This window comes from Lysinibacillus sp., from assembly GCF_032093475.1.
GTDB lineage: Bacteria > Bacillota > Bacilli > Bacillales_A > Planococcaceae > Lysinibacillus > Lysinibacillus irui.
This window is the reverse complement of record NZ_DAMDAY010000041.1, coordinates 22,120-30,526: the sequence shown is the minus strand read 5'-3', so window position 1 is coordinate 30,526 and position 8,407 is coordinate 22,120. Positions and strand designations below refer to the sequence as shown.

General features: G+C 36.6%; 5 protein-coding genes. 3 read left to right on the top strand and 2 right to left on the bottom strand.

Annotated features, from left to right (window positions below; genetic code table 11):
• On the top strand, positions 1–3,350 hold a 3,350-nt coding region (locus RT445_RS10815), incomplete at its 5' end, for a DUF5724 domain-containing protein (RefSeq protein ID WP_483869414.1).
• A gap of 46 nt (positions 3,351–3,396) precedes the next feature.
• Here RT445_RS10815 and RT445_RS10810 read toward each other — a convergent pair.
• Positions 3,397–4,128 carry a hypothetical protein gene (locus tag RT445_RS10810; protein WP_312507136.1) on the bottom strand — a complete coding sequence of 244 codons (732 nt, stop codon included), beginning with the start codon at positions 4,126–4,128 and terminating at the stop codon, positions 3,397–3,399.
• Positions 4,121–5,458: an AAA family ATPase gene (locus RT445_RS10805; RefSeq protein ID WP_312507135.1), complete on the bottom strand. Its 1,338-nt coding sequence runs from the start codon at positions 5,456–5,458 to the stop codon at positions 4,121–4,123. The genes RT445_RS10810 and RT445_RS10805 overlap by 8 nt, the downstream gene beginning before the upstream one ends.
• Before the next feature lie 149 nt (positions 5,459–5,607).
• On the opposite strand from RT445_RS10805, the gene RT445_RS10800 reads away from it, so the two are divergent.
• Complete coding sequence (locus RT445_RS10800; RefSeq protein ID WP_274794655.1) at positions 5,608–6,054, top strand: hypothetical protein; 447 nt, start codon at positions 5,608–5,610, stop codon at positions 6,052–6,054.
• 534 nt (positions 6,055–6,588) lie between these two features.
• Positions 6,589–8,337, top strand: coding sequence for a methyl-accepting chemotaxis protein (locus tag RT445_RS10795; RefSeq protein WP_313470566.1), 1,749 nt, complete (start codon positions 6,589–6,591; stop codon positions 8,335–8,337).
• Positions 8,338–8,407: the final 70 nt, after the last annotated feature.

Genomic DNA, 8,407 nt, shown 5'->3' with positions numbered 1-8,407 from the left:
TTGGAGGACTTGAATTATTGTTAGAAGCCTCTAAGGAATATGACTTAGCAAGCGAACAAATTAGCGCTTTATGCACCTTATTACCAAAAGTAACCAAAAACGAACAAGTGCTATTAGAACAATTAATTACAAAGAATGTACCGGAGTATAACGAGAGCAATGGTTTTGGCTTATATACACCCCATCATCCTATTCAATACGATCGTATTACCGATGGTGCTATTCAGATGAGTGATGAAGAACCTTGGCAGCAGCTAGTTCCTTTCTATGTACAGACACCTAAACCATTTGAGAAGTTCTTACAATATGATATTGAAAACTTATTAACAAAGCTTGAAGAACTTATTGAAATACTTGATGATTACGCTGAATTGGAGTATGAAACATACCAATGGAATGACACGCCAATTGCTACTACATTAGGTCAAAGATATAGTGTCCTAGCATCTAAAACAGATAATAAACGACATGCTAGTCTTGATGTTTACCCTATTCCTGAGAACATTGTTCAATGGATAAAGACATCTATGTTTAGTAAAGAAGACTTAGCCTATTTTAATTTTTACAATGGTCTATCAGTGTATCCTGCTGCTCGTGATCTTTCCAATGCAGCTCAAACTCTTATCAAACCTTTCTTCGATTATAAAGAAATCAAAAAACGTGTTGCACAATTTAATTCCTTGAAATATAACTATACACTGCAACAAATTTTTTCAGTTTTGTCACAGGACATTGACATTATTTCAGGAGAGATGGCGCTGCATAAGGAAGCACTCGCATTGCTAGAAAAGCATGCACCTGAATTTAACAGCTTTGAGCAGGCAATAGGTATCATGCTACAGCTATTCAACGAAATTCCTGCTGATCAGTGGCAACTTGATGTTAGAGATAAAGGTTATTATTACTATCGTTCTACATCAACCATTATTGATTTAGATGTTATAGAAGTATTTGTTGATCGATGCTGGTCTGATTACTCAACGTATGGCGAATTTGTCAAAATGTTAGCTATCAATGAAGAGCTAACAAAACGCATGAACAAAGAGAGTTATAGCCCAAATTTATACAATTTATCTATATTCCAATATTTAGAAGCTATGAAGACTGGCTTGTTAACTCGCGACCATTTATTCGAAGCAATCTTTACCAACACGCTCGCATCAGAAATTTTTAATGAACCAACTAAATTACTTGAACGTTATCAACCGTTATTTGAAGACTTAAACGATTTCCTTGCCATTCGTGAACAAGCAATCGATCGTATTTTAGCCATTGAGCTCAAACGTGGTGATACACCTACTGCTGTTACAAAGCTAGCGAGTAGTATTTCGTATTTTGAAGGAATCGATTATTTCTTCAAAATTCTCCAGGCCTTAGATGGAGAAAAACTTGCACGAGGCTATATTTGGCAAGCTGAAACAAAAAAGGATGTATTCTCGCGATTGTTAACTAGCTGCTACCCTAAAAAAGAAGAAACAGCACAGCAATTAAAAGAAGCATGGGAAAAAACAGAAATTTCTATAGAACGTTTAATTGAAGCCATGATGTATAACCAGCATTGGATTGACCTGGTTAGTGAAGTAATTGGTTGGAAAGGACTAAAGGAATCAGCTTGGTATTTTATCGCGCATACAACCGATTCTTTATCGGACTTTGCTAAAGATCAGATTGCCCTCTTCTCCAGCATAACAGCTGAAGATTTTCGTGATGGTGCATTCGATTTAGCCTGGTTCCAAAGTGCCTACCAAACACTCGGTGCAAAAAATTTCAAACTTGTCTATGATGCAGCAAAATATGCTTCAGAAGGAGCTAATCATCGTAGGGCACAGCTTTATGCAGATACTGCCATTGGTAAGCTTAGTTCAAAACCATTAATGCAAGAAATCCAAGACAAGCGTAATAAAGATAAACTACGTGCATTAGGCCTTATCCCACTAAAAAAATCAGATGATAAAGATGCCTTAACACGCTACCAATTTATTCAACAGTTTTTAAAGGAAAGTAAGCAATTTGGCGCTCAACGTCGCGCAAGTGAGGCACGGGCTGCAAGTATAGCAATGGAAAATTTAGCACGTAATGCAGGTGATGGAGAAGCTACTCGCTTCACATGGCGTATGGAGTTATCAGCCTTTGACGATATCAAGCATTTATTTAAAGCACAACAGATTGAGCAAATAACAGCTCATTTGCAAATTGAAGAAGATGCATCTGTTAGCATTATCGTTGAAAAAGATGGCAAACGTCTAAAAAGCATTCCTGCTGCATTAAAGAAGCATGCCGACATTGTAACCTTGCAAGAAGCTCGAAAAAGTTTACAAGAGCAGTATAAACGGGCAAGGCCAGCACTTGAGCAAGCAATGGAATTAGAAACAGTATTTTCAGCTAAGGAGCTCATCAATTTATTAGCCCATCCAATACTGGCTCCATTATTACAAAAGCTAATCTTTATCAGTGATGAGCATGTTGGAATGCTTACAGCTGACGGTTTACGTTTAGTATCGAATGATACGATGTCGCTTGCCCCAACATCTACTATCAAGATTGCTCACCCACATCATCTTCTTGAAAGTGGTCAATGGAGACAGTGGCAAGCTCATATGTTCGAACACAAAATACAGCAACCATTTAAGCAAGTGTTCCGTGAGTTGTACCTTATCAATGCAGATGAAAAAGCACAAAAACAATCATTGCGTTATGCTGGACATCAAGTAAATCCATCCCAAACTGTAGCCTTGTTGAAAACAAGAGGCTGGCAAATTAGTTATGAAACAGGGCCAAGAAAAGTTTATTACAAGGAAAATATTGTAGCATCCTTGTATGCTCAAGCAGATTGGTTTACCCCAGCAGAAATTGAAGCACCTGCAATTGAAGGGATATATTTCTATGATCGTTTAACTGGTAAAGATATCGTCTTAGATGACATTCCTGCAACGATATTCTCGGAAATCATGCGGGATCTTGACCTCGTTGTTAGCGTCGCTCATGTTGGTGGTGTAGACCCAGAAGCTAGCCATTCTACCGTTGAAATGCGCAGTATCATCGTAGAAGAATTGGCCAAATTATTAAAGCTAAACAACGTGGAAGTGAAAAAACAGCATGCCCTAATCGAAGGTAAACTAGCAAGCTATTCCTTGCATTTAGGTAGTGGCGTGGTACATCAAATAGGTGGATCAATGATACCGATAATTGCAGTACCATCGCAACATCGTGGTCGAATCTTCTTACCAATGGTGGATGACGATCCACGCACAGCTGAAATTATGTCAAAACTATTACTGTTAAGTGAAGATACAAAAATTAAAGATCCTTCCATATTAGCCCATATTCGGAGTTATGAACAAATGCTTTAACAAACATTAATTAAAACAGGTGACGATCTATATCAGTCACCTGTTTTTATTGTCCATTCGTTTTAATCATTTCAAATAGTAACGGTACATTCGTCCCTCGTTGTAATGAATGGCAGCCTTCCATCAAAAATGACCAACTTTTTTTTATTTTTTCCCTATAAGGAAGCTCTGCACTAACCGGGAGGTAAGCACCTAAATAGTCCTCAATTGTGCCAGACAGATTGTCGATAAACTCGTCTGCTTTTTGTATTTTTTCTGTTGGAATTTCATTGCGTTCATCCCATAGGACATGCTCTAAATTCGTAGAAAAATAAAATAATTGATAAGGTACTTTCATTCGATTAATGCTAAAGTGGTCATTGGCTATTAAAATTTTAGCATTCTTTGCTTTCATATCATTGCGTTGTTCAATTTGCTCTTTACGCTTTGCCGTTTTTACTAAAATAGCGTCCTCCGTATAAAACAGACTGTGCTCAATATTCTCATCCACTTTGACACATTCTGGTGCAATAAAGCAGCCATCTGCATCTGTAATATGAACGACAGCAGTTAAGTCATTTGCTAAAAACTTATATTTTTCAAGATAGCTCTGAATCACCCTTACAACACTGTTTTTAATATTCGGTATACGTTTATGAGCATCCCACTTTGTCAAAATATCTTCGCGTTGCACATCAAAACGTATGGTTGAATTAGCAAAATGAGCATCTAAATAATCCTCTAAAATGATTTGCTCTGTCTGTCCTTCCACAATGATCAACAATACCTTTTTAGTCATGCTGAACCCCCGCTTTACGAAAGGCACGTTTTATTTTAAATGTTTTAGTTTCTTTATAAACCTCTTCATCCTGTCCGCCAAGTTGGATAGCACGCAGATAGACGTCTCTAGCATTATTCACTTCTTTAATACCTTTAAGCTGGATATAGCGGTGATGTTCATTTGTCGTTGTGAACCATAAATTTTTAATAGCTAACACCTCTAACACACGTAGATTATGGGATGTAAAAATAAGTTGTCCTTTTCCACCCTCATCTATCACTGTTAACAACTCACCCAACAAATATTCAAAAACACCTGAATCTAACTCATCAATAACGACACAAGCATTCGGATTATTGTATACGGCAATCAAGACACTAAGAACAGAAATGATCTTTAATATCCCCTCTGATTCTGTTCGTAGTGGTAATTCCCGTTCCCCGCGCTGTGATAAAAACTCAAACCGTATTCCCGGCTCTCCATTATCCATCATTTGTTTTGTAATCACATTAATTTTAATGGTCAGTCCAGGAATAATAGCTGTTAAAACACGATTACTTTGCTCAATTACTTCACACAAGGCATAGAATGCATCCTCTGGCAATATAGCTGGTCCATTTAAATCATAAGGAATTAGACCCCTCGTTTTCTCTAAATGTATACTAAATGGCATGATACGTTCTTCAAATAATGGTGCAATATTATGATTATTAACAACATGTAAATCTCTACTAAAATCAACAGCAATATTTTGCATGAGCTCCATTTCTTGCTCTGAAAGTCGTTCCTGTAATAAAGGCTTTAAATCTTTATGGAATAAAAAAGACGTATAACGCTTTCTTGCTATCTGTTGAATAACGAGTAACTGAATACGTGCCTGTTCACTCAAATCTGTTAGTCTTAATTTACGGATTTGTACATCCTTCTCTTTCGCAGCAAATAAAACTTTTGAACGCTTCCCTTTAGCATTTTCTCGATAAGAGAGTCGTTCCAGCGTCGTATATAGTCGATGCTGATCCTCCTGTAGCTCTACATAATAATCCACAAAAAAAGTACCGTATTGGTTTTCAACTAAAAACTCAACATGAATGCTGGCTGTATGCTCCCCTGCCAAAATGAGTCGCTTCTCTTGTGAAGGTAACTTCCCTTCAGTAAACCAACCTGATAACAGTGTTTTCAATATACCGAATGCATCCACAATGGTTGTCTTTCCTGAGCCATTTTGTCCATAAAGCCCTACAACAGTTGCTTGAAAAAATGTCTCAAAATTTACTGCGAGTTTAATTTCCCCATGTCGTACATTACGAAGATTTTGTATGTTCATTTTTTTTATTTTAATGATTGCCATTTGCTAAACATCCTTTTAGCTTTTTTCCCTATTATAATGAAAATTGTTATATTTTATAACAAATTTGATTTAAACAACTTCTGGCCAAAAGCCTATAATAAAAATCGCTCTAGGCATATGTTAGAAAAAATGAAGAAAGGTGTGTTTAATTGGTTTATCCTAGATTAGCTCCAGAAGATTTCAACAGTCAATTTCGCCCTGGTATGAAAATATGGGTGACTCTCCCTACAGGCACTTACTCTGGTACATTAATTCGAACATTTGGAACTGGAGGAAGAACTGCAGAAATCCAACTTGATAATGGTCAAATAGTGACTGTTGATGTTAGTCAAATAACTGCAGCAGGTACAGGAACACCACCTGGAGGCTCCTACCCTCCACCATACCCTTATCCATACCCATCACCTTATCCACCACAACCTTACCCACCACGTCCGTATCCACAGCCATACCCATCACAACCTTATCCACCAATGCCATATCCACCGCAACCATATCCGCCACGTCCAGGGGGCCAATATCCTGGTTTTCCACCACCATTAATACCAGGACTTCCGAATATACTACCAGGTAACTTTGGTAATCCACGACCATAATAACAACTAGAAAGGCTATTTCTTTGTTCGCTGAATAAAGAAATAGCCTTTTTTCATTTTATCCCGATAATAAAAAAATATGGAAAACTATAATATTTCCAAGCACAAGCAATAATCAAATGAGTACAAAAGACCTATAACGAAATTAAAAAAAGGATTACAGCCAATGTTTTTTATTCAAGTGAAATTGGCTCAGTTTTGAGCATACTTCTTTTTTGTACTAGAAATCACCCTACTTTTCGTAAAAATACATCCTACGATATGAAATAAATAGACAATTGAACTAAAAATTTATATTTATCTTTATTAAACCAACCTTTAAATAGGAAGTTTTCTGGGTTGTGAATCAATTTTTTTGGCAGTATAGTAGTTTAATGTTGGGGGATAAATAGATTATTTTGCATTTATACATATTTTGAGCGTACTTTAGCTTCTACGAATAACATCAGGCTCTAAGTATACAACACATTTACTAAATTATCCATTTATAGTTTTTGCATGAAATATTTGTTATACCATACTAGGAGGAAAAACATGAAAAAACGCAAGAAGCAACATATGTCCATAAGTAAAAAATTAACTGCGATAATGGTAAGTATTTTATTATTATTTGGATTAGTTACTTTAGGTCTTTCTTATTATATAGTACGAAACAGTAATTTAACAGACATGGATCAATCACTATCTGACAAAGGCATGATATTAGCAAAAACCATTGATATCGATACATTACGATCCATATTAGATAATCCATCAAAAAATAACTCTGATGCCCTTCGTTTAACAAGTGAAATGGATGCGATCAATGAAAACTCTGATAGTATTACCAATCTATATTTAATTACAGTTAATGGGGAGAATATTAATGCTCCTGTTCTTTCATCTAGTATATTGGAATTAGGAGCTGAGTATAATCAAGATATGATTGCCATGGGGCTATCTCCAGATTTCCTAGCAAGAATCAAAGAAATTTTTAATACAAAAAAAGCAACGGCTACTGACATTTATAGCGATGAATTTGGTAGTTACAAAACTGGTCTTACACCTATATTAGATGAGGATGGTAACATTTTAGCTGCTTATGCCATTGACTATGATGTATCCAGGGTAACTGCAAAAGCAATGTCTGAAGCACTCTGGACATTATTAGTAACTGTTATTTTCTTAATTGGTTCATCCATTGCTGTATACAGTCTTTTAAGAAAAAAATTAACACCTATTCAACAACTGTCCCTACAGTCTAAAAAAGTAGCAGAAGGTAATTTAGAGCTTGACCCACTACCAGTTACATCAGCGGATGAAATCGGAACACTTACACAAAACTTTAACTCTATGATTGAAACTTTAAAGAATGTTATTAAAAGCACAACAAATGTTTCTGCACGTGTTTCAAACACTGCTAATGTATTATCTGCCAATATGCAGGAAGCAACTGATTCTTACAATAATGTAGCTTCTTCTATGCAAGAAATTGCAAGTGGTGCTGACCTCCAAGTTCAAAAGGCAAAAGAAAGTACGATTACAATTGAAGAAATGAGTATAGGAATTCAACGTATTGCAATGACTTCCAACGAAATTTCGGAGTCCTCGATCTTAGCATCAGAGGAAGCTGAAAGAGGCAATGAATCGACAAATAAATCCGTCTCACAAATGAATGCTATTAGTAAAGCGGTTAATCAGTCTGCTGCTTCTGTCAAATTGCTTGGTGAGCATTCTAATAAGATCGAAGAAATTGTTGGGATTATTACAGGTATTGCTTCTCAGACCAATTTACTTGCATTGAATGCAGCTATTGAAGCAGCACGTGCTGGAGAAGCTGGTAGCGGCTTTGCAGTGGTAGCAGACGAAGTCCGTAAGCTTGCCGAACAATCTGAGGCATCTGCAAGAGAGATTTCTACCCTTATTTCTCATATCCAGCACGATACAAATGAATCGGTCAACATCATGATTCATGCTGTGGAAGAAGTAGATCATGGAATTATCATGATCAATGATTCAGAAAAATCATTTAGTCAAATATTAACTTCCATTCATCATGTGACAGGTCAAATTCAAGAACTCTCTGCCACAATTGAGGAAATGGCAGCTGGTATGGAAGAAGTGACGTCCGCTGTAAAAGATATGGAAGAGTTCTCAATCAATTCTAAAGATAATACAAGAGCTGTAGCAGCAACGTCTGCTTCTCAGCTGAACACGGTACAGCGAGTTTCTGAAGAAGCTCAAGTCTTATCCGAGTTATCTGACGAATTATTAAATGTTGTTCATACTTTTGTAGTGAAATAAAAAACGAAAGGGCTGCTCTTATAAGGAGGTTGATGTCCATTAGCTCCCGCAGAGAATTCATTCTGTGGAA